The sequence below is a fragment of the Paraburkholderia sp. UYCP14C genome (assembly GCF_004197395.1).
Lineage (GTDB): Bacteria > Pseudomonadota > Gammaproteobacteria > Burkholderiales > Burkholderiaceae > Paraburkholderia.
This window is the reverse complement of sequence record NZ_SELS01000068.1, coordinates 1-18,524: the sequence shown is the minus strand read 5'-3', so window position 1 is coordinate 18,524 and position 18,524 is coordinate 1. Positions and strand designations below refer to the sequence as shown.

The window sequence follows — 18,524 nt, the reverse complement described above, 5'->3', positions numbered from 1 at the left end:
AAGTACTCTTATTTAACAATTGCGTATTCAGTATAAGAATAATCTCAAAATAAATCGTTTAAACATTGTTAGATTTCGCCGCCGGTGAGTTGCCATTCGGGGTAATTGACAAAATCGAAAGCAAAACGCAAGCCTCAAATTGTAGGAAGGCGTCCGACTGGTATGCATTGGGCGAATCGATGCAGAAGTGTCACGCGTGACGGACCGCCAGCACGTGATGCATCGCGTCAGGGTCGCGGGCAAAAAAATGCGGCGTCGCTCCTGTCGAAGCAACGCCGCTCAAAAACACTACACACGCTCGCCGGGGTCTAACCGCGCGAGTAACGTTACATTAGCCCGCCGCAAAGCCGTGCTCAAGATGAAAGAACTTCCTTTGTAACCGCTGCACAAGCATTTATTACACGCCGTAAGCTTGCGCCCGACTCGCAAGTCTTACACCGCGCGAGTCCCAAATTGGTATGAGTTGAAGTCCCCTTCGCCGACAATTTACACACACAGACTTTTTGTTACAGTCTGGCCCCTTTGGCGTTGCGTCAACGCGTCAGATCTTCCACTTGTGTGCCCGCGCGACCCATCTGCGTTGCCTGGTTCGGTCGCTAGCTCGCGCGGTCAGCGCGCGCCTTCGATCTCCGGCATTGGCGCGAACAGCGCGTCCAGGTCATCGTCCGAGAACTTCGCGGCGCCCGCCGCGTCTTCCGCGAGAATGCTGTCGGCGAGCCCGGCCTTGTGCTCCTGCAGTTCGACGATCTTTTCCTCGATGCTGCCGGCCGCGATCAACTTGTACACGAAGACCGGCTTGTCCTGTCCCAGCCGATGCGCGCGGTCGGTCGCCTGGTTTTCGGCCGCCGGGTTCCACCACGGGTCGTAGTGGATCACCGTGTCGGCGGCGGTCAGGTTCAGCCCCACGCCGCCCGCCTTCAGGCTGATCAGGAACAGCGGCACCTCGCCCTGCTGGAATCGCTCGACCGGGCTCACGCGATCGGCCGTGTCGCCCGTCAGCATCGCGTACGGGATCGCGGCTTCGTCGAGCGCCTCGGCGATCAGCGCGAGCATGCCGGTGAACTGCGAGAACAGCAGCACGCGACGCCCCTCCTCGATCAGCTCGGGCAGCATCGACAGCAGCAGATCGAGCTTGGCCGAGCGCATCGCGCGCTCGCCGCCGCCGGCGACCGCTCCCGCGCCCACGCCCGAGCCGTCCGTGATACCGCTGGCGATGCGCACGAGCCGCGGATCGCAGCACACCTGGCGCAGCTTCAGCAACGCATCGAGCACGATGATGTGGCTGCGCGCGAGCCCCTGCGCGCTGACCGCCGCGCGCACCTTCTGCTGCATCGCCGTGCGCACGGTTTCGTACAGGTCGCGCTGCGCGCCTTCGAGATCGACCGGGCACACGATCGTCGTCTTCGGCGGCAACTCCTTTGCAACCTCGTCCTTGCGACGGCGCAGCATGAACGGCCGGATCCGGCGCGCGAGCAACGCGCGGCGCACGTCGTCGCCGTTCTTTTCGATCGGGTTGCGCCAGCGTCGCGTGAAGTCCTTCTGGCTGCCGAGAAAGCCCGGCAGCAGAAAATCGAACTGCGACCACAGTTCGCCGAGATGATTCTCGAGCGGCGTGCCCGTCAGACACAGCCGATGCCTCGCGCGCAAGCCGCGAATCGCCTGCGCGGCCTTGGTGCTCGCGTTCTTCACGTACTGCGCCTCGTCGAGAATCAGCAGATGGTAGTCGTGTTCGGCGAGCACTTTCTGATCGCGCCACAGCAGCGCATAAGTGGTCAGGATCAGTTCGTGTTCGCCGATCTGCTCGAAGCGCTCCTTCCTCTGCGGCCCGTTCAGCGCCAGCACTTTCAGTTCCGGTGCGAAGCGGCGCGCTTCCTCGCGCCAGTTGTGCACGAGCGTGGTCGGCACGACGATCAGCGCGGGGTTCGTAAGCCGCCCCGCCTCCTTCTCCGCGAGAATGTGCGCGAGCGTCTGCACGGTTTTGCCGAGCCCCATGTCGTCGGCCAGCACGCCGGCCAGATCCTGTTCGCGCAGGAACTGCATCCAGTTCAGGCCCTGATGCTGATACGCACGCAGTTCGGCCTTCAGACCGCGCGGCACCGGCACTTCGCGCAGACCCGGACCGGCTTGCAGGCGGCGCGCGAGTTCGCGGATCGAGTCGTCGCCGCTGAACTGCCAGCGGCCGGTGTCGTGCAGCGCATCGAGACGGCCGGCGTCGACCGCGGGCACCCGCAGCGGCACGCCTTCGGCAAGCGCGCCGCCGAGTGAATCGAACAGATCGACCAGCACCCGCACCACCGGCTTCAGACGATCGGCGCGCAGCCGCAGGCGCTTGTTCTCCTCGGTCTTCAGTTCGATCGGCTCGTCGTCGCGGATGCTTTCCAGCGCGCCGGAGAGCCAGCGCCGGTCGCGCCGGAACAGGTCGGCCAGCAGCGGCTCGAGCCGCACGTTGCGCTCGCCGACGCGGATGCCCATCTCCAGATCGAACCAGCCGTCGCCGGCTTGCTGCGCGGTACCGTCGATCGCGTCGATCTCGATCACGTTGTAGCGGAACTCGGGCGCCATCGTCACGCGCCAGCCCTTCGCGAGCAGATCCGGCACCGCGTCGTTGACGAACTCGGACCACGCGTCGGTGTCGGGCAGACCGAGCATCGTGTCGGGCAACAGACGCGACGCCTGCATGTTGCGCGTCGGCACCTTTTGCAGACCGGTCTTGCGCAATTCCAGCAGACGCTTTTTTTCAGCGTCGTAGCGCCGGCGGATGTGAATCACGTCGCCGCCCGGCAGCGGCACCAGCGTCACGCTGCTGTCGGCGTTGATGCTGACGCCGTCGTAATCGAAGCTCGCGGCGGCCAGCTCGACCGCCGCGGACTTGCGCTCCGCGGTCTTCGCGGATTTCGCCGATTTCGCCGTTTTGATACCCTTCGCCGCGCCGGGCAGCGCGTGGCTGTTCAGCGTCAGCACCGGCACCGGCTCGACGTCGATCACCCGGATCGCGGGCGCGTCGTGGGTCGGCGGCAGCGGCAGCTCGGGCGCGATCTCGCGCAACACCGACGCAACGAGCGGCGCTTCGGCGAGCGAGATCGGCGGCATCGCGAGGTAATCGGGCAGTTGCTGGAACGGCAGCGACAGCGGCACCACGCCCGCCTCGTTGGCGACGCCGTCCACGTACCAGACCGGCTCGGTCGGCAGCACCATGCTCGCGCGCGGTTCGGTGCGCAGCACCGGACGCAGGCGCTCGTCGGCGAGCGGCTCCCATTCGATGCGCCCGGGCCGGTCGGCGGCGCGCGCGAGCGGCGTCGGTCCGACCTGCCCCGGCGCGATCCTGAAGTCGAAGAACAGGCGCCCGGTCGCGATCAGCTTTTGCAGCGTCTCCGCGCCGCTCGTGCCGCGCAGCACGAACTGGCCCAAATCCTCGCGCGAGCGGCCGAGCCACAGGCCGCGCAGGATCGACAGGTCTTCGTCGGACACGAAGCGCGGCTGCCTGAGCAGCGCGCCCTCGACGTCGCCCCAGCTGTCGCCGACTTCGACGATCACGCCGTCCGCGTCGCAGCGCGCGCGATGCAGCACGACTTCGTGGCGCAGATGGAAACGCGACCAGTTGAGCCGATAGGCGAGCGTTTCCTTGCGTGGCGTTTCCACCTTGCGGGCGGCATCTTTTTCGGCGGCGGCGTCGGCCGCGCGAGCGCGCGCGCGAAACCGCTCGAGCCAACTGACCAGTTCGGGGCGCACACCGGGAGATGAAGACGGTGATGGCGATGCGGACGGCAGCACGCCCGGGACCGTGATCCGTCGCGCGATGAACACCTCCGACGTTGCCGGATCGCTGTCGTCCTCGACCTGCGTGATGTGATCCATCTCGTCGTGGTAGTCGAGTTCCGCGAGCAGCAGGGCCGCGACGTGCTTGCAATTACGGCCGACCGGGCACGTGCATGCACCTTCGGCCCACGGCGACCCGCCATCGGTACGAAAGCGAACCCGCGTCCGGTACGGCTGCGGCTGCGAGCCCTGCACGTCGCCCGACAGCGTGTCGCCCTGCCATTTGACGTTGCTGACCGCGCCCACCGAGCGCGCCTTGGCGACGGTGTGCTCACCGAGCCATTCCGCAATGCTTTCCCGATCGAAGAAAACTGACGACATCCGCGTGCATTCCTGTTCAAACCGGCGAAGGCAAGCGCGTGCTCCAAAACAGTGCGCCGGGCGACGCTCACTCGCGACTCCCGGCCGATTCTGTCCAGCCGCGATTTGCCTGTGGTAACCGGCCATTTTACGCGTTGGACGAAAATCGCAGGGGCGGCCGATCGGGCAGTTCGGGACCGGTCCGCCCGAGCCGCGGCCCGGCCGATTCGACCGCTGTCAGCGTCCTCCGCGCGCCATGCTGCCCCACACCCCGTCACGCAGGATCAGCCCATGCAACAACGCCGCCGCCAGATGCAGCAGCACCGTCGCGAACAACGCGAACGCGAGCCACGTATGCAGCGCGCGCAGCAGCGCGAACAGCGCGACGTCGTGCGGCGCGATCGGCGGCAGATGCAGCGGACCGAACAGCGTGACCGGATAGCCGGCCGCCGACAGCATCGCCCAGCCGATCAGCGGCATCGCGAGCATCAGCCCGTACAACACGAAGTGCGACGCATGCGCCGCCAGTCGTTGAGGCTTCGACATGCGGGTGGGCAATGGCGGACTGCCGCGCGTGACGCGCACCGCGAGCCGCACCAGCACGAGCAGCAGCAAGGCGATGCCGAGCGGCCGATGCAGCGCGACCAGCGTGTCATGGGCACGCGATACCGTCGCCACCATGCCCACGCCGATAAACAGCATCGCGACGATTAGCGGCGCCATCGTCCAGTGCAGCAGCCGCGCGAGCGGACTGAAATGAGTGCCGGTGCGCGTCATGAGTGCTCTCCGATTTGCTGGGTTCGATGGATCTCGGGATGCAGCGCCTCCTCGCGCGTGCGGCGCTGGAACGACAGCGCGTAGGCCGCCGAACGCGCGGCGAGCAGCGGATCGTCCGATGGCGCGATGCCGGCGGGCACGATCGTCGGATCGAAGTTGATGTCGCGGCAGGTGCCGTCTTCCTGCGACGTCGTGCGTTCGATCACGAGCGTCCCCGCGTCGACGCGCTGACGGTCGTCGGGCCATTGCAGCGTCGCGTCGCTGGTCGGGTCGCCTGGTTGCGCGACGGTCAACACCAGATGCCAGCGCAGCGGCCCCTGTTGCAAACGCTCATCGAGATCGGCGGCGAGGAAGTTCTTTTCGGCCTGCTGCGCCGCGGTGATCGGCGCGTACGCCGTGTCGGGCACGACGGCCCAGCGCACCGCGCGCGTCGTGCCGTGGGCATCGGTAAACAGAAACGCGTTGATGCCGTAGTAAGCGGCGTTCGCAAGGCTCGACGACGGCGCGTGCGCCTTGACCCAGCGCTGGAACGGTTGCGTCTCGGGATTGGCCGCATAGAACGCCTTCAGCTTCGCGGGGTCCGGCTTGCCGGTCGCGGGGTCGGGCTTCGCGGCCAGCAACTGCTGATAGAACTGCGCGGGTGTATGCACCGCGAACACCGGCGTCGAGTTCATACCGGTACGCCACTGTTCGCCATCGTGAAGCCGGAACTGCAGCGCGAGACTGCGCACCGGCGAGCTCGTATCGGGCGCGGACGGGTTGCCGCCGGGCACCGCGAAGCGGCCAGACACCGGCGTGCGGCCCGGCTCGAACACCGCCGCGTGCGACAGCGCCGCGCCATTGCCGTTGCTGTCGAAATAGCCCTCGACGCACAGGCCTTTGGCGTGATTGCGCCGATAGCCGGGATGCTGGCCCGCGACCGCCTCGAACGTATCGATAATGCGCGGCGCGGTCAGACGCGAGGGGGTGAGCCAGCCCGCGGTGTACGCGAAGCCGCCCGCAAGCGCGAGCACGGCCGCGCCGATCGCGGCGAGCCGGCACGGCACGCAGATCGGCCGCGGGCCGGAGCCGGTGGGATTGGGTGTGGGTACAGAGGGTTGTGTCACGGAAACTCCTTGCCGGATGGATCGATGAATCGATCGATGGGTCGCTCGACTGATCGACCAACGTACGGGCAAACACGCCGCGTGACGATCTATTCCATCCGGCACCGGCGCGCCCGTCCAACCCCGTTCGCGCGCCGATGGCCGATGCGGCTTCAATGGGTGCCGACCGCCGGCGCGCCCGAGTTCGCAACGTGGCTTGCGGCGTTGGCCGCTTGCGTGGCGAGCGCCATCTTGTGCTGCTCGACCTGACGTGCGAAGACGGGACTGACGTCGGGGTACGACGCGTCGGTGATGTAGTCGAGACCGTTCTGCTGGGCCTCGATCAATTCCTGGTACACCTGAGCACGGGTCTTGGCCTGCGCAAATGCGCTCGACGAAGCGGCGAGAACGACGAACGACAAAGCGATGAACGAAAGCTTTTTCATGATCGACTCCTTGGAGAGTTGTGCGGGTTCGCACCAGGGAGAACCACGCGCCGGCGGCGTTTATTCCTGCATTCGCCGTGCGAAAAAAACATCGCTGGCGCTGGGAATAAACACCCGCGCAGCCGTGTTTGCCGTCGGATAGCCGCCATCAAGACCGCGCATCACCATGACTTCGACCGACCACCCCTCCGGCTTGCCGCCCACCGAAGGCGACATTCAGGCCTATGCCGACGGCACGCTGACACCCGAGCGCGCCGCGGCGCTGCGCGACTATCTCGGCAAGCATCCGGCGGAAGCACGCCGGGTCGCCTTTTACGACCGCTTGAACGCACAGATCCAGGCCACGTTTCAGACCACGGACGAGCCCGCGCATGGGCACCTCGGCGGCTCGCGCCGGCTACGCCGGCGCCCGCACCCGGCCGGGCGCGGGCGCCGAACGCTGATCGCGCTCGTTACGCTCGCGCTGCTGCTGATCGCCGTCAGCGGCTGGCTCGCGGCGACTCAAGTGTCCGCACAAGCGCTCGACAATGCCGCCGTGATGGCGCTCGCCGAAGCCACCGCGCGGCCCTTTTCCTCGGCGTCGCCCACGCGCGCCGATCCGGCCGCGCCGGATCTCGGCGCGATCGGCCTGCGCCTCGTCGAGCAACGCGTGCTGCGGCTCGGGCCATTGCAGCGCGCGGACGAACTCGTCTATCTGAACGGCGATCAGCAGCCGGTGGTGGTGCTGTCGGCCATGGCGCCGTTTGCGCGCGACGAGCCGCAGTGGGCCGCGCGCCGCATCGGCGAGCTGCGGCTGTTGACGTGGACCGCGCAGCGGCAGCGCTTCGTCGTCGCGGGCAATGCGCGCACCCACGGCCTGATGCGCGCCGCCGATGTGATGACCGCGCGCTGACGCCGGTGCGCTGGGCCCGCGCGGAATAAAATGCGCTGACAGGTGTTTGCAGCTCGAACGCATCGTGCGACGGAAGCCTTCGCGACCGGCCCGGCGCGTATCGATACCGATGCGAGTGAAGCCGATGCCACCCCCACGCCCCCTGACCGGGATCGACCATGGATGTCCGTGACGAGCTGATCGAGCACGTGCCGCGTCTGCGGCGCTACGCGCGGGCGCTGATCAACAATCGCGAGCTCGCCGACGACCTCGTGCAGGACACGCTCGAGCGCGCGCTCGGCCGCACCGGGCTGTTCCAGCCGGGCACCGATCTGCGCGCGTGGCTCTTCACGATCATGCACAACGTGTTCGCGAATCAGGCGCGCAAGGCGTCGGCGCGCGCGGTCCACGTCGCGGTCGACGACGACAGCATCGCCGAAAGCGAGCTCGCGGTGCCGTCGGGCCAGACGCGTTCACTCGAAATGCGCGATCTCGATTACGCGCTGCAGCGGCTGCCGGTCGAACAGCGCGAGGTGGTGCTGCTGGTCGGTCTGGAGGAAATGAGCTATGCCGATGTCGCGCTCGCGCTGAACATTCCGATCGGCACGGTGATGTCGCGGCTGTCGCGCGGACGCGAACGGCTGCGGGCTTTGATGGCGGGCGCCCAGCCCGGTGCGAAATTACAGGTGGTGCGATGAGCGAGCCGCAAATGCCGATCGGCGAAGAAGACTTGCACGCGTACGTGGACGGCACGCTGTCCGGAGAGCGCCGCGACGAGGTGGAACGCGCGCTCGAACAGAATCCGGAGCTGGCCGCGCGCATCAGCGATTACTTTTCGCTCAATGGTCTGCTTCACGAGCGCTACGACCGCGTGCTCAGCGAGCCGGTGCCGAAGCGGCTGCAGAGCGGCGCGCCGCGCCGCGCGCGAGCGGCCGCGAACTGGCCGCGTTTTGCCGCGCAGTTCGCGGGCATGGCTGCCGCGCTCGTGCTCGGCGTGGGCATCGGCATGCACAGGAACGATCTGATTCCGCCCGTTGCGATCGATCAGACCGACGCAGGGGCCGCTACCCAGGCAGGAAATCGTCCGGTCAGCGCGGACAGCGCCGAGAGCTTCGCTCGCCAGGCGGCGGTCGCGCATGTCGTGTACATGCCGGCGATCGATCGGCCGAGCGACATGAGCGCCGATCACGAGCAGGACTTCGTGCAATGGCTCGCAAACCGGCTCGGCACCCAGGTCCACCCGCCGATGCTGTCGAAAAGCGGTTTCATGCTGTCGGGCGGCCGCCTGCTGCCCGGCGACGATGGCCCGACTGCGCAGTTCATGTACCGCGGACCGAACGGCGAGCGCGTCACGCTGTGCATCTCGCATCGTCGCGAGAACGCGAATACGACGGCGTTCAAGCTGTATCAGGCGGGGCCCGTCAACGTGTTCTATTGGGTCGACGGCGATTTCGGCTATGCGGTGTCGGGGGGGATCGATCGCAAGGAGCTGTTGCAGCTCGCGCACGATGTCTATGCGCAGTTGACAGGGGCCGCACCCGGTTGACGCGGAAATGCGTTGCGCCACTGGGATAAGGGTGGCGCGCCGCCGGCCTGACGCCCTAATCTTGTAGTCTCACCAGCCCCGACATCGCCGTGTCGTCGCGCGCGGCACCGCGCACTTCACGCGGCGTCACGCCCAGCAAACGCGACATCCAGTGCGCCATATGGCTCTGATGCGCAAAGCCGGTCTCGAGCGCGATCTGGCTTGCGCTGAGGCGTCCTTGCAGCAGCAGCGTTCGCGCACGCTCCACCCTGCGCTGTATCACGTACTGATGCACGGGCACACCGAGTGTGCCGCGAAACAGCGCCTTGAAATGCGGCACGCTCAGTTGCGCCTGGATGGCGAGCTCATCGAGCGTCAGACGCTGATCGAGATGCGCGTCGATGAACTCGATCACGCGCGCGGCCGTGCGCGGCGCGAGCGTGCGCCGCCGGTTGCCGGGGATGGGTCCGACGCCCATCAGACGCACCAGCATCGCCGTGCACAGACTTTCGGCGTAAAGCGGATCGGATACGTCGTCCGCTTCGAGCTCCGCGCGCAGCGCCCACGCGAGATGCTGAAAGCGCGGATCGCGCATCTGGAAGCGCGGCCGCAGCTGCGTGTCGGCCGACTTCAACGCGAGTTGCTCGACGGTCCGTCGCGCGAAATCCTCGGCAAACCAGATGCTGAAAATCGTGCAGGCCGCGTCATCGTGCCACTGACCTTCTAGCCCCGCGGGGATCACGTCCGCGTCGCCGTGCGCCTGAATCCGCGTGTGGCGGCGCGCATCGCACAGACAGCGCGCGGTCACCGGCGCGCCGACGTGTACGCCCACCCGGTGATGGCGAAACGCGGGTATCCGATGCAAACCGGCCGACACATCGACCAGCTCCGCACCGAAGCCTCGCCAGCCGAGCGCCCCGCTCGTGCGCACGGCGATGCGCGAGCCGCTGTGCGGCGCGGGCGCGGGAATCGGGGTGACGGCGTTCATCGCTTGTCTCCTGAGGGACCTGAATGACGGCGAGATGCCAGCATTGTGCGGCGTTTTCGACGGGTGCGCCGGAGTGACGGAATTTCGTAGTAGCTCGCGGACAGCCGACGCGTTCCGCGCGACCTGCGCGGCATCGTCGAAAAAAAATCATCCATATCCGCGCAAAGTCATCCGGATCTGCGCGCCACGCGGGCGCGGCGTCCCTACCATCACGTCAACGCCATCATCAAAAGGAGCACGACGTGTTCGTCATTTTCGGAGCGACCGGTCACGTGGGACATGCGAGTGCAAGCGCCTTGCGTCGGGCGGGCCACGAAGTACGCGCAGTGGTGCGCGACGCAGCGCAGGCCGGAGCGCTCGCGGCAATGGGATGCGAGATCGCGCTCGCCGACCTGAACGACGCCGGTTCGGTCGCTCGCGCCATCCGCGGCGCGCAGGCAGTGCAATGGCTCTGTCCGGTGCCGCACGCGCACGACGATCCCGCGGCGGCGATGCGGCACATCATCGACGCGGGCGCCGCCGCGTTGCGCTCGGCCGCGCCGCCGCGACTCCTCGCGCTATCCGACTACGGCGCCGAGCACGCGGACGGTACCGGCATCACGACGCTGTTCCACTACCTCGAAACGCAGTTGCGCGGCGTCGCTTCGTCGCTGATCTTGTTGCGCGCCGCCGAGCACATGCAGAACTGGGCGCGGGTGCTGCCGGTCGCGCTCGGCCGGAGCGTGTTGCCGAGTCTGCATGATCCGCTCGACAAGCTGTTTCCGACCGTCGCCGCGCAGGACGTCGGCGAGCTTGCCGCGCAGTTGCTGCTCGACGAAGGACCTTCGCGCGCGAAGCAGCGAGTGGTCAGTATCGAAGGGAAAGAGCGGGTCAGCGCGCTCGACGTCGCGCGCACCCTGGCGGAACTGTCGGGGCGGCCGATCGCCGCCCACCGCATGCCTCGCGACGAATGGAGTGCCATGCTGCGCGGCGCCGGACTCGGCGAGCGGCACGCGCAACTGATCGTCGATCTGTACGACGCGCACAACGCCGGCCGCATCGACGTGGAGGCGAACGTCAGCGAGCGACGCTTCGGCGCCACGTCGTTGCGACAGGTATTGGGGGCGCTGCTATCGCGCGTGACCGGTACGGAAGCGGCGGCCCGGTAAGCCGCGTGGACCTGCGGCAAACGCACGGCGAGGCGCGAAGCGAGCAGCGTCGAAGGCGTTCAACACTGGAGAGACGGCATGCAGACCTGCCCGTTGCGTCGCGCATCGATCGACGCCCGAACAACGAAAAGCGCAACGCGGCAGATACGGCGTAGAGCGCCCACACCGCCAACGAAGTCCGGCTCGCGTGCCGAGCGCTGGCTGCGCGTGGGGATGACGCTATCGAGCCTGATCGGCTGGCGCGCGCTGGCCGACCTGCTTGCCGCGATTCCCGACAGCAACGACGATTTCAGCGTGTTCTAGATTTTCAGTCACGCCGAGCGCCCGGGCGAAGCGAGCCGGCTTATTCGTTCTCGTCGAAGTAATGCCCGAACTTCAGCTGCTTCGTGCGGATATAGCGCTCGTTTTCCTCGCGCATCGGAATCGCGAGCGCGACACGCTCGCACACCGGAATGCCGTGCTTCGACAGCGTGTCGAACTTCTCGGGGTTGTTGCTCATCAACCGCACCGACGTGACCTTCAGCGTGCGCAGAATGCCCGCGGCCGAATCGTATTCGCGCGAATCGTCGGGCAGGCCGAGATCGAGGTTGGCTTCGACGGTATCGCGCCCCTGCTCCTGCAGCGCATACGCGCGGATCTTGTTCGACAGGCCGATGCCGCGCCCTTCGTGGCCGCGCAGATACAGCAGCACGCCGCAACCCTCTGCCGCGATATAGCGCAGCGCGAGATCGAGCTGCTCGCCGCAGTCGCAGCGATAGGAGCCGAGCACGTCGCCCGTCAGACACTCCGAATGCAGGCGCGTCAGCACGGACGACTGATTGGCGACATCGCCCATCACGAGCGCGAGATGTTCGGCGCCGCTGTCGACCACGCGAAACACATAGGAAGTGAACGTGCCGTAGCGCGTGGGCAGCGTGGCGGTGGCGTCGAGCACGACGCATTCGCCGGTGACGGCGCCGTCCGCTGCGGGCGATGAATCCTGAGACGTGAGCATGGCGTTGAACTATGGTGCTGGCATGAACCCGGTCGAGCCGGGGTTAAGGTGTGGACTGCGAGTTTACCGCTAATCGGCATGCCGCACGCGGATGCCCCTTCGCGACCATGGGACGCCGCCCCGCGACAAGCCCCTCGAAGCACTCGCGTAACACGCGCACGAGACGCGAAACGGGCTCGCGCGAACCTCGTCAAGCCAGCCCGCATCGTCTGGCGTGCCCGAGGTATTCCCGGTGTACCGCGGGTGCACGTCGCGCCTATACTGGAATCGCCTGTCCCTCACGACAGTGCGCCACTTCGGCGTGCTGCACTGCGAAACGGAGCCGCTCCATGACAAGCGTTGCACAGCTTCTTAAAACGAAACCGAACCCCTCCGACGTCTACACGATCGGCGCCGACGATTCCGTCTACGAGGCGATCCGGTTGATGGCCGAGAAAGGCATCGGCGCGCTGGTGGTGACGGACGGCGACAGCATCGCCGGCATCATTACGGAGCGCGACTACGCGCGCAAGGTGGTGCTGATGGACCGATCGTCGAAGGCGACTCCGGTGCGCGACATCATGAGCAAGGCGGTGCGCTTCGTTCGTCCGGACCAGACGACCGAAGAGTGCATGGCGCTGATGACCGAGCGGCGCATGCGTCACCTGCCGGTCATCGACAAGGATCGGCTGGTCGGCATGGTGTCGATTGGAGACCTCGTGAAGGACATCATCGCGGAACAGCAGTTCACGATCCAGCAACTCGAGTTCTATATTCACGGCGAACGGCTCTGACAGGCAGCACGGCTCTCGTCGAGCGACGCCATAGCGGTCATCCGCGCGGGACCGGATGCAAAAAAAGCCCAAGCCTCGAACAGCTTGGGCCAAGCTACCTTGCGGCAGCGGAGGTTCCTTCGGAAAGAGGAACGCAACGCGCGCACGGATGACACGCTCGCGGGCGCATGGGTGCTGCGCGCTCGTTTGAAACAGTAGCTGGTATGAAACGCTGTGCGCCCTTTGCAACGGCGCACAGCATCGTGCTGCGTGCTCAGTTACGGAAATCAGTTACCGAAATAGACGCTCTTCGCGCCGGTCATCGGTTGCGCCATGCCGCCCGCTTGCGTCGATCCGCTCATCGGCGCGCCATAACCGCTGGTATCGGCGGTCGGCTGGGTTTGCGCGACGACCGGATTTTGCGCTTGCACGCGCTGTTCGGCGGCCTGGGCGTCGGCCGGGTAATTCGCGTCGTTCGAGGTCGACGGGTTATAGCCCGCGTGCTCCAACTGGATCAGTTCGCTGCGGACTTCCGCGCGGGTGATCGGCTGCTGGCTCGACTGAGCGAACGATACGACCGGTGCGACGACAACGGCTGCAATGACAACTGCCTTGATCAGCGATTTCATGATGATTTCCCTCCAATCTGGTTTTTTCTGCATCGCCGACACGGTGGTGTCCAGCGAATGACTTCAGTCTAGTCACCATATCGTCGAGGGAAAACCCTTAATTTCGAGATAGAAAATTGTTCGGTTCGCAATAATGCCAGGGAATATTGTGGAACCGCTTCCGTTAGCCTGGTCTTCCGGGTAACAATTGGCCGGCTCGTCACCGTTGCGTCTGATGTTTCCGAAATACTTGTCATCTGAGTAGAATTTGCTCCGTTTTGCGCGCCGAAACGTCTGATTTAACGTACGCGTGCGAGACCGCGAAATCATGCGCCCGAATGCGGAATCGTCAGCAGCTTGCGCGGGCCGCTGACGAACGCGCTGCCCGGCTCGAAAAATCGCAGCGGCTGGTGCATCTCGCGCGACAGGCCGATGCGCGTCGTCACGCCGATCGGTGCGCCGGTCTCGATCACGCCGATCCATAGCCCCCGTCCCGTACACAGATCGTGCCCGTCGAAAGCCTTGCCGATGCCGAACGCCACCGTCAGCCGGCCGGGTCCGCGAGCGAGATCGCGCAGCGGCACGCCGGGACGGCGCGCTTCCATCAGCGCGAGTCCTTCGAGCGGTTCGATCGCGCGCAGCAGGATGCCGGCGCCGACCTCCTCCGCCTCGGATGACATGTTGAGCATGTACGACACGCCGTAGGTCAGCCGCACATACGCATGGCCGCGCGCGAGGAACATCGATCCGTTGTGCGGACGACGCCCCATGAACGCATGGCTCGTCGAATCGCCGAGCGGATACGCCTCGGTCTCGACGATGCGTCCGCTCAGCCGTCCTTCGGGCAGATCGTGCACGAGATATTTGCCGACCATGAAGCGCGCGAGATCGACGGTGTCGAATGGTAGATCGTCGCGGCGCAACGGGCGGATGGGAAGAGCTTCGTGTCGCATGCGCTGGGTGTCCTTGAATCGGGTGCTGACATCGGTGCTGAATCCTACGGCCTCGCGAGCAGCGCGCAATCGCCCACTTTCCACGCCATCGACCGGTTACGAACGGGAAATTCGTTGTACCGAAGCCTCATTTTCTGCGCCATGGACCTCAACATGGCACTAATTGCTGTATTGTGTGCTTCCGGCCGTTCACACGGCCGTTTGCATGTTTCGGCGCGCTTCGCGGCTCGCGGAGACATGCGACTCGGCTGAAAGTGTGCGCACGGCTGCTGCATTTGCATTGAATCCCGCTGTACCCGCTGGTGCAAAAAAATCGACCCCATTCGGGGGATCGACGTTCTACGACAACAGGAGAGGTTGAATGAAAGCATTCTCGGCAATCAAGATGATCGGTGGCGCGCTGGTCGTTCTCGCTTCCCTCAACGCGTACGCGCAAAGCAGCGATGCGGCCGCGACCGCAGCCCCGGCGGCAGCGGCACCGACCGCCAAGCAGGCTAAGCAGGCTAATCGCGCACTGCAGAAGAAGGTCCGCGCGACGCTCGCACGTACGAAGGGCGTGACCGTCGGCAACATCATCGTGCGCGCGCGCGACGGCGCAGTCACGCTGGAAGGCTCGGTGCCGGATCAGTCTCAGATCGAACTCGCGACGAACGCCGCTCAAGGCGTGGCAGGCGTGACGTCGGTGAAGAACGCACTGACGATCCGCGCGATCGGCCAGTAAGCCGGTCGAACAGCCGAAGAAGTTGCAGTAAGAGCAGCAAGCTGGCGTCGTGGGCGGAAAGCTCTGCCCCGACGCCAATTCCCCCTCCGCCCAGCGCTCGACACCACTGCCTCACGGTGCGGCCCTCGCACCACCCGACGCGGCGATTCCCCCCGCGCCCCCGAAACCGCGATATTTTGAACGCGCGACATGCGTCGCGACGGCTAGTCCTTGCACGGCACCACTGACGCCCGGAAGGTCCGCATACCGAATTTGCTGCCGTGCGATCTGCCCGTGGCGATGACGATCCGACCGAGCAGCAACGGCTTTCAACAAAATGATTTATCCGTGATAATTTAATGACTTAACGTCTCTTTCTGAGACTTTACTTCAAGTTAAAACACGCACCGAAAGGAAGGCCGCATGACTTCGCCCGCGACCGTCTTGCCCCGCTGGACCCTCGCCGCGCCGATCGTCGGCTGGATCGTGCTCGGTGCCGCCTACGCGATGCCGGGTAACGCGCTGCTGCTCGCGGTGGTCGGCGTGTCGCTTTGCGCGGCCGTGTTTGCCGCCGTCCATCATGCCGAAGTGGTCGCGCATCGCGTCGGCGAGCCGTTTGGCACGCTGGTGCTGGCGGTCGCCGTCACGGTGATCGAAGTGGCGCTGATCGTGTCGGTGATGCTGACGTCCGGTCCCGAAAAAGCCGGCCTCGCGCGCGATACGGTATTCGCGGCCGTGATGATCGTCTGCAACGGGCTCGTCGGGCTGTGTCTGCTGGTCGGAGGCATCCACCATCGGGAACAGGACTTCCAGAGCCGCGGCGCGGCGGCCGCGCTGGCGGTGCTCGCGTCGCTGTCGGTGCTGACGCTCGTGATGCCGAACTTCACCACCACCAGCGCCGGGCCGGTCCTGTCGCCGTCGCAGCTCGCGTTTGCCGGCGTGTCGTCGCTGGTGCTGTACTGCGTGTTCGTGTTCGTGCAGACGGTGCGCCATCGCGACTACTTCCTCGCCGGCGTGCCCGACGAAGACGTCCATGCCGAGCCGCCGGGCGCGCGCCTCGCGGCCATCAGCGGCGTGCTGCTGCTGGTGAGCCTCGTCGCGGTGGTGCTGCTCGCGAAAGTGCTGTCGCCGACGATCGAATCCGCCGTGCTGGGCGCGGGCGCGCCGCCGGCGGTGGTCGGTATCGTGATTGCGTCGCTGGTGCTGTTGCCGGAAGGGCTCGCGGCGGTGCGAGCGGCACACGCCGATCGTCTGCAGACCAGCCTGAACCTCGCGCTTGGCTCGGCGCTGGCGAGTATCGGCCTGACCATTCCCACCGTCGCCGGCGTCTTCCTGTACATCGGTCAGCCCATCGTGCTCGGCATCAACGGCAAGGACATGGTGCTGCTCGCGCTCACGCTGGTGGTCGCCACGCTGACGCTCAGCACCGGACGCACGACGATTCTGCAAGGCGCCGTCCATCTGTCGCTGTTCACGGCCTAGCTGTTTCTGTCGTTCGCGCCGTGATCTGATGCCTGACCGGCGTATGGGACGGCCGGACGGCACTCTCACTCTTCCCAATGCTCGACGATCCAGTCGCGGAACAGATTCAGCTTCTGCTGTTGCGCGACCGCGTCCGGATACACGAAGTAATAGCGCCAACCGGTCTTCAGCACCATATCGAACGGCCGCACCAGGCGCCGCGCCGCGACGTCCTCGTCGATCAGCGCGAGATCGCTGATCGCGACGCCGAAGCCCTGTGCGGCAGCGTTGGTCGCCATGTCGAGCGTATCGAAGCTCGGGCCGAGCTCCGCGTCGATCGTGGCGGCGCCCGTCGCATCGGTTTCCGCGATTTTCGCGAGCCACATCTTCCAGTCGCGATGGTCGCGCGTCGGATGCAGCAGCGTGTGGCGCGCGAGATCGCCCACTTGCGCGAGCGGCTTGTCCTTCAGCAGTTCGGGCGTGCAGACCGGCGTCAGACGCTCCTCGAACAGCGACACCGCCTGCACGTCCGCACCGGGCGACGAACCATAGATGATCGCCGCGTCGAACGGCTCGCTCTGGAAATCGACATCGTGCTGCCAGGTGGTGGTGATCTGCACGTGCAGGTCGGGATATTCGGACTGGAAGCGCATGATTTTCGGCAGCATCCAGCGCATCACGCAGGTCGGCACCTTTAGCGCGAGATCGGTGCGCTGCCTCGTTAGGCGCAGCGACATTTCCTCGATCCGCGCGAAGCTCTCCTTGACCGCCGGCAGCAGCATTTCGCCTTCGGCGGTCAGCGTCAGTCCTTTTGCGTGACGCTTGAACAGCGGAAACTTGTAGTACTCCTCGAGCGCGATGATCTGCCGGCTGACCGCGCCTTGCGTCAGGCACAGATGATCGGCGGCACGCGTGAAGCTGCGATGGCGCGCGACGGTTTCGAAAATCTGCAGCGCGTTGAGCGGCGGTAGGCGTCGCATCGGGTGTCGTCCAGGATCAGAAAAAATCATTGCGTGGCGGCGAAAGCGTGCGTCGCCGCCCTGCCCGTCAAGCCCACAGCATACGCCATCGGCTATGCGCGCACGAGTGGGTGCGCGGGCAAACCCGCATGCGTTCGACTCATGGCACGCGCGGAAATGCGCGTCGCCGCAGAATGTCGCACCGAACTGGTGCAAAAAACCTTCAGCAACCGCACCAGAACCGAGCTTTCCTCATACCTCGACACAGGCCGCGATTCCTCAGCCGGATATGGACGTTAACCCGCATACGCCATCGCCTATAGCTTCCCGGCGCTTCGCCGAAGCGCTCGTCGCTACGTTCGCGGACGTCGAGCCATGAGCGTACGTCATGCGATCCATGCGCATATTTCGATTGTTGTGCGATTTTGGCAAACCTACAGTGCATTCACACGCGGTAGATCCGGGAACGGTCACGGCGAATCATGGGCAACGGGCGTTCAACACAGGAGATCGCCATGCAAGAGATCAAACGGGGTAGAAGGCAAGCCATCAAGACCATCGGTACGGCGCTCGCGGCATCCGCGCTGCCGATGCCGTTCCTGAATCTGCGCGCGCAGGAGCACAACTTCAGCGGCAAGACGCTGCGCATCCTGACGTGGTCGGACGATACCGGCACGGCCGCGCTGCGCAACATCGCCGCGACCTTCACCGCGAAGACCGGCGCGAAAGTGATCGCCGATCGCGCCGACGGCACCTCCGGCATGGTCGCCAAGGTCAAGGCGTCGGGCGACCGTCCGACCTACGACGTCATCACGCTTGCGGGCGTCGGCGCATCCGGTCTCGCCGACGCGGGCCTGCTGATGAAGCCCGACCTCGACAGGTTGCCGAACCTCAAGGAAGTCGCGCCGCAGTACCGTACCGGCGCGAACGGCTTCGGCGTCGGCTATCTGCTGTGGTCCGACGGCCTGATCTACAACACCGCGACCATCAAGACACCGCCTGCGTCGTACGAGGCGCTATGGGACCCGAGATACGCCGGCCGCGTGTTCCTGCCGCCGCCCGAATGGGCCGAAGCGGTCGACCTCGCGATCATCGCCGCGAAGATGAACGGCGGCTCGCAGCAGAACATCGAACCCGGCTT

General features: G+C 65.7%; 18 protein-coding genes. 9 read left to right on the top strand and 9 right to left on the bottom strand.

What is annotated here, in order from left to right; genetic code table 11:
* Window positions 1-609 precede the first annotated feature (609 nt).
* The 4 genes from EVC45_RS37105 to EVC45_RS37090 all read right to left on the bottom strand — a co-directional run bounded on the left by EVC45_RS37105 (window position 610) and on the right by EVC45_RS37090 (window position 6,424).
* Complete coding sequence (locus EVC45_RS37105; RefSeq protein WP_129963097.1) at window positions 610-4,137, bottom strand: DEAD/DEAH box helicase; 3,528 nt, start codon at window positions 4,135-4,137, stop codon at window positions 610-612.
* Between the two features lie 216 nt (window positions 4,138-4,353).
* Window positions 4,354-4,893 (bottom strand): cytochrome b, encoded by a 540-nt coding sequence (locus EVC45_RS37100; RefSeq protein WP_129963096.1) that lies wholly within the window; start codon window positions 4,891-4,893, stop codon window positions 4,354-4,356.
* On the bottom strand, window positions 4,890-5,999 hold the full coding sequence (locus EVC45_RS37095) for a catalase family peroxidase (protein ID WP_168991605.1): 1,110 nt from the start codon (window positions 5,997-5,999) through the stop codon (window positions 4,890-4,892). The genes EVC45_RS37100 and EVC45_RS37095 overlap by 4 nt, the downstream gene beginning before the upstream one ends.
* Before the next feature lie 152 nt (window positions 6,000-6,151).
* Window positions 6,152-6,424 carry a DUF4148 domain-containing protein gene (locus EVC45_RS37090; RefSeq protein WP_129963095.1) on the bottom strand — a complete coding sequence of 91 codons (273 nt, stop codon included), beginning with the start codon at window positions 6,422-6,424 and terminating at the stop codon, window positions 6,152-6,154.
* Window positions 6,425-6,590: 166 nt separating this feature from the next.
* Here EVC45_RS37090 and EVC45_RS37085 point away from each other — a divergent pair, with 166 nt between their 5' ends.
* The 3 genes from EVC45_RS37085 to EVC45_RS37075 all read left to right on the top strand — a co-directional run bounded on the left by EVC45_RS37085 (window position 6,591) and on the right by EVC45_RS37075 (window position 8,841).
* The gene (locus tag EVC45_RS37085; protein ID WP_129963094.1) at window positions 6,591-7,316 is read left to right on the top strand and encodes an anti-sigma factor; all 726 of its coding nucleotides are present in this window, start codon (window positions 6,591-6,593) and stop codon (window positions 7,314-7,316) included.
* A 158-nt stretch (window positions 7,317-7,474) separates the two neighbouring features.
* Window positions 7,475-7,993 carry a sigma-70 family RNA polymerase sigma factor gene (locus EVC45_RS37080; protein ID WP_129963093.1) on the top strand — a complete coding sequence of 173 codons (519 nt, stop codon included), beginning with the start codon at window positions 7,475-7,477 and terminating at the stop codon, window positions 7,991-7,993.
* A complete protein-coding gene (locus EVC45_RS37075; RefSeq protein WP_129963092.1) occupies window positions 7,990-8,841 on the top strand; it encodes an anti-sigma factor in 852 nt (283 codons plus the stop codon). Before EVC45_RS37080 ends, EVC45_RS37075 begins: the two co-directional genes overlap by 4 nt.
* 55 nt (window positions 8,842-8,896) lie before the next feature.
* On the opposite strand, the gene EVC45_RS37070 is transcribed toward EVC45_RS37075, so the two are convergent.
* On the bottom strand, window positions 8,897-9,808 hold the full coding sequence (locus tag EVC45_RS37070) for an AraC family transcriptional regulator (RefSeq protein WP_129963091.1): 912 nt from the start codon (window positions 9,806-9,808) through the stop codon (window positions 8,897-8,899).
* A 242-nt stretch (window positions 9,809-10,050) separates the two neighbouring features.
* Between EVC45_RS37070 and EVC45_RS37065 the strand changes: the two genes are divergently transcribed.
* On the top strand, window positions 10,051-10,956 hold the full coding sequence (locus EVC45_RS37065) for an NAD(P)H-binding protein (protein ID WP_129963090.1): 906 nt from the start codon (window positions 10,051-10,053) through the stop codon (window positions 10,954-10,956).
* A gap of 78 nt (window positions 10,957-11,034) precedes the next feature.
* A complete protein-coding gene (locus tag EVC45_RS37060) occupies window positions 11,035-11,259 on the top strand; it encodes a hypothetical protein (RefSeq protein WP_129963089.1) in 225 nt (74 codons plus the stop codon).
* Between the two features lie 40 nt (window positions 11,260-11,299).
* Here the strand turns inward: EVC45_RS37060 and ribA are convergent, their stop codons facing one another.
* Window positions 11,300-11,950, bottom strand: a complete 651-nt coding sequence (ribA, locus tag EVC45_RS37055) for a GTP cyclohydrolase II (RefSeq protein ID WP_062127657.1) — start codon at window positions 11,948-11,950, stop codon at window positions 11,300-11,302.
* A gap of 329 nt (window positions 11,951-12,279) precedes the next feature.
* Here ribA and EVC45_RS37050 point away from each other — a divergent pair, with 329 nt between their 5' ends.
* On the top strand, window positions 12,280-12,723 hold the full coding sequence (locus EVC45_RS37050; RefSeq protein ID WP_129963088.1) for a CBS domain-containing protein: 444 nt from the start codon (window positions 12,280-12,282) through the stop codon (window positions 12,721-12,723).
* 266 nt (window positions 12,724-12,989) lie between these two features.
* On the opposite strand, the gene EVC45_RS37045 is transcribed toward EVC45_RS37050, so the two are convergent.
* On the bottom strand, window positions 12,990-13,331 hold the full coding sequence (locus EVC45_RS37045; RefSeq protein WP_129963087.1) for a DUF4148 domain-containing protein: 342 nt from the start codon (window positions 13,329-13,331) through the stop codon (window positions 12,990-12,992).
* 305 nt (window positions 13,332-13,636) lie between these two features.
* The gene (locus EVC45_RS37040) at window positions 13,637-14,263 is read right to left on the bottom strand and encodes a DNA-3-methyladenine glycosylase (protein ID WP_129963086.1); all 627 of its coding nucleotides are present in this window, start codon (window positions 14,261-14,263) and stop codon (window positions 13,637-13,639) included.
* A gap of 361 nt (window positions 14,264-14,624) precedes the next feature.
* On the opposite strand from EVC45_RS37040, the gene EVC45_RS37035 reads away from it, so the two are divergent.
* Both EVC45_RS37035 and EVC45_RS37030 read left to right on the top strand, forming a co-directional pair.
* Window positions 14,625-14,984: a BON domain-containing protein gene (locus EVC45_RS37035; protein WP_129963085.1), complete on the top strand. Its 360-nt coding sequence runs from the start codon at window positions 14,625-14,627 to the stop codon at window positions 14,982-14,984.
* A gap of 402 nt (window positions 14,985-15,386) precedes the next feature.
* The gene (locus EVC45_RS37030) at window positions 15,387-16,445 is read left to right on the top strand and encodes a calcium:proton antiporter (protein WP_129963084.1); all 1,059 of its coding nucleotides are present in this window, start codon (window positions 15,387-15,389) and stop codon (window positions 16,443-16,445) included.
* 65 nt (window positions 16,446-16,510) lie between these two features.
* On the opposite strand, the gene EVC45_RS37025 is transcribed toward EVC45_RS37030, so the two are convergent.
* A complete protein-coding gene (locus EVC45_RS37025) occupies window positions 16,511-17,404 on the bottom strand; it encodes a LysR substrate-binding domain-containing protein (protein WP_129963083.1) in 894 nt (297 codons plus the stop codon).
* A gap of 494 nt (window positions 17,405-17,898) precedes the next feature.
* On the opposite strand from EVC45_RS37025, the gene EVC45_RS37020 reads away from it, so the two are divergent.
* The coding region (locus EVC45_RS37020; protein ID WP_129963082.1) for a PotD/PotF family extracellular solute-binding protein at window positions 17,899-18,524 on the top strand (626 nt) is incomplete at its 3' end.

Excerpts from the sequence above, each read along its gene's own strand:
- EVC45_RS37060 (WP_129963089.1), top strand. The coding sequence starts at position 11,035 with ATGCAGACCTGCCCGTTGCGTCGCGCATCGATCGACGCCCGAACAACG.
- EVC45_RS37030 (WP_129963084.1), top strand. The coding sequence starts at position 15,387 with ATGACTTCGCCCGCGACCGTCTTGCCCCGCTGGACCCTCGCCGCGCCG.
- EVC45_RS37025 (WP_129963083.1), bottom strand. The coding sequence starts at position 17,404 with ATGCGACGCCTACCGCCGCTCAACGCGCTGCAGATTTTCGAAACCGTC.
- EVC45_RS37050 (WP_129963088.1), top strand. The coding sequence starts at position 12,280 with ATGACAAGCGTTGCACAGCTTCTTAAAACGAAACCGAACCCCTCCGAC.
- EVC45_RS37040 (WP_129963086.1), bottom strand. The coding sequence starts at position 14,263 with ATGCGACACGAAGCTCTTCCCATCCGCCCGTTGCGCCGCGACGATCTA.
- ribA (WP_062127657.1), bottom strand. The coding sequence starts at position 11,950 with ATGCTCACGTCTCAGGATTCATCGCCCGCAGCGGACGGCGCCGTCACC.
- EVC45_RS37085 (WP_129963094.1), top strand. The coding sequence starts at position 6,591 with ATGACTTCGACCGACCACCCCTCCGGCTTGCCGCCCACCGAAGGCGAC.
- EVC45_RS37045 (WP_129963087.1), bottom strand. The coding sequence starts at position 13,331 with ATGAAATCGCTGATCAAGGCAGTTGTCATTGCAGCCGTTGTCGTCGCA.
- EVC45_RS37070 (WP_129963091.1), bottom strand. The coding sequence starts at position 9,808 with ATGAACGCCGTCACCCCGATTCCCGCGCCCGCGCCGCACAGCGGCTCG.
- EVC45_RS37090 (WP_129963095.1), bottom strand. The coding sequence starts at position 6,424 with ATGAAAAAGCTTTCGTTCATCGCTTTGTCGTTCGTCGTTCTCGCCGCT.
- EVC45_RS37080 (WP_129963093.1), top strand. The coding sequence starts at position 7,475 with ATGGATGTCCGTGACGAGCTGATCGAGCACGTGCCGCGTCTGCGGCGC.
- EVC45_RS37075 (WP_129963092.1), top strand. The coding sequence starts at position 7,990 with ATGAGCGAGCCGCAAATGCCGATCGGCGAAGAAGACTTGCACGCGTAC.
- EVC45_RS37105 (WP_129963097.1), bottom strand. The coding sequence starts at position 4,137 with ATGTCGTCAGTTTTCTTCGATCGGGAAAGCATTGCGGAATGGCTCGGT.
- EVC45_RS37100 (WP_129963096.1), bottom strand. The coding sequence starts at position 4,893 with ATGACGCGCACCGGCACTCATTTCAGTCCGCTCGCGCGGCTGCTGCAC.
- EVC45_RS37035 (WP_129963085.1), top strand. The coding sequence starts at position 14,625 with ATGAAAGCATTCTCGGCAATCAAGATGATCGGTGGCGCGCTGGTCGTT.